Origin of the sequence: Gemmiger sp. An50 (assembly GCF_002161595.1) — a bacterium.
Taxonomy (GTDB): Bacteria; Bacillota; Clostridia; order Oscillospirales; family Ruminococcaceae; genus Allofournierella.
This window is the reverse complement of sequence record NZ_NFID01000039.1, coordinates 1-989: the sequence shown is the minus strand read 5'-3', so window position 1 is coordinate 989 and position 989 is coordinate 1. Positions and strand designations below refer to the sequence as shown.

Annotated in this window: 1 pseudogene; it reads left to right on the top strand. The window is 64.9% G+C overall.

Features of this window, described 5'->3' with window-relative positions:
- Window positions 1-879: pseudogene (locus tag B5G03_RS17515) on the top strand (hypothetical protein); the annotation flags it as partial.
- Between the last annotated feature and the right edge of the window lie 110 nt (window positions 880-989).

Here is a 989-nt window from a genome sequence, read left to right as displayed (position 1 = left end):
GTATGGGATGGCGAATCTCACAGCCTGTGGGAGCTGGCCACGGCGGTGCTGGAGGATGCGAATCTGCCCCGCCGCAGGCAGGACGAGCAGCCCTGGGCTTTGTGGGAGGGCTTGAAGGAGCTCACCACCACCGCCCCGCTGCCGGCAAAGCAGCACCGGGAATGCCTGCAGCTGATCGCCCACGCGGCCTGCTGCCTTTTGTATGCCGACCGGGAGGGCGTGATCCGCATTGAGCCGGACGCAGGCAGCCAGACCGGGGCGAGCATCGGGCTTTCGGTCATGCTGGAAAGCGCGCCCAAGGTGGAAAAGACCGCCAGCCTTCTGCGGGTGGAATGTCCGGCCACGGTGTATGCCCCAACCGATAAGGAGAGCCAGCTGCACAAGGGTACTTATCAGGTGGACGGGCGGCTGGAGCTGCACCTGACCTGGAACCAGGCGGCGGAGGTTCGCGTGGAGTGCGAGGGCGCGCAGGTGACGGACCAGGCGCTGTACGCCGCCGCGGGGGACCTGGTGCTGGAGGGCAGCGGTCCGGCCACCCTGATCGTGAGCGGCAGGAAGCTGGAGACCAGCTGTCAGAATGCTGTGGCCCCGGTGGAAAACGCGGATGAAAACGGCATTGTGGAAACGCTGGACAATCCGCTCATCACCGATCTGGACCGGGCGCTGGCGGTGGCGGACTGGGTGCGGGAGCATCTTTTGCGCCGCAGCACCTACACCTGCTCCACCCGGGGCAATCCGGAGATGGACCCCGCCGACCGGGTCCTGCTGGACACCCAATGGGAAACGGCCGCCCCGGCCCAGGTGCTGAAAAATCAGCTCACCTACACCGGCGGCGGATTGAAGGGAGAAATGATCTTGAAACGGGGGAACGAAGCATGAGAAAAAGCCAGAACTACCAGCTGCGTCTGCCGGAGCGGCTGGCCGAACGCAACGACCCGGCGGACATCGACGATCTGACCTATGATATGGAAATCATCGACCGGGAGCTG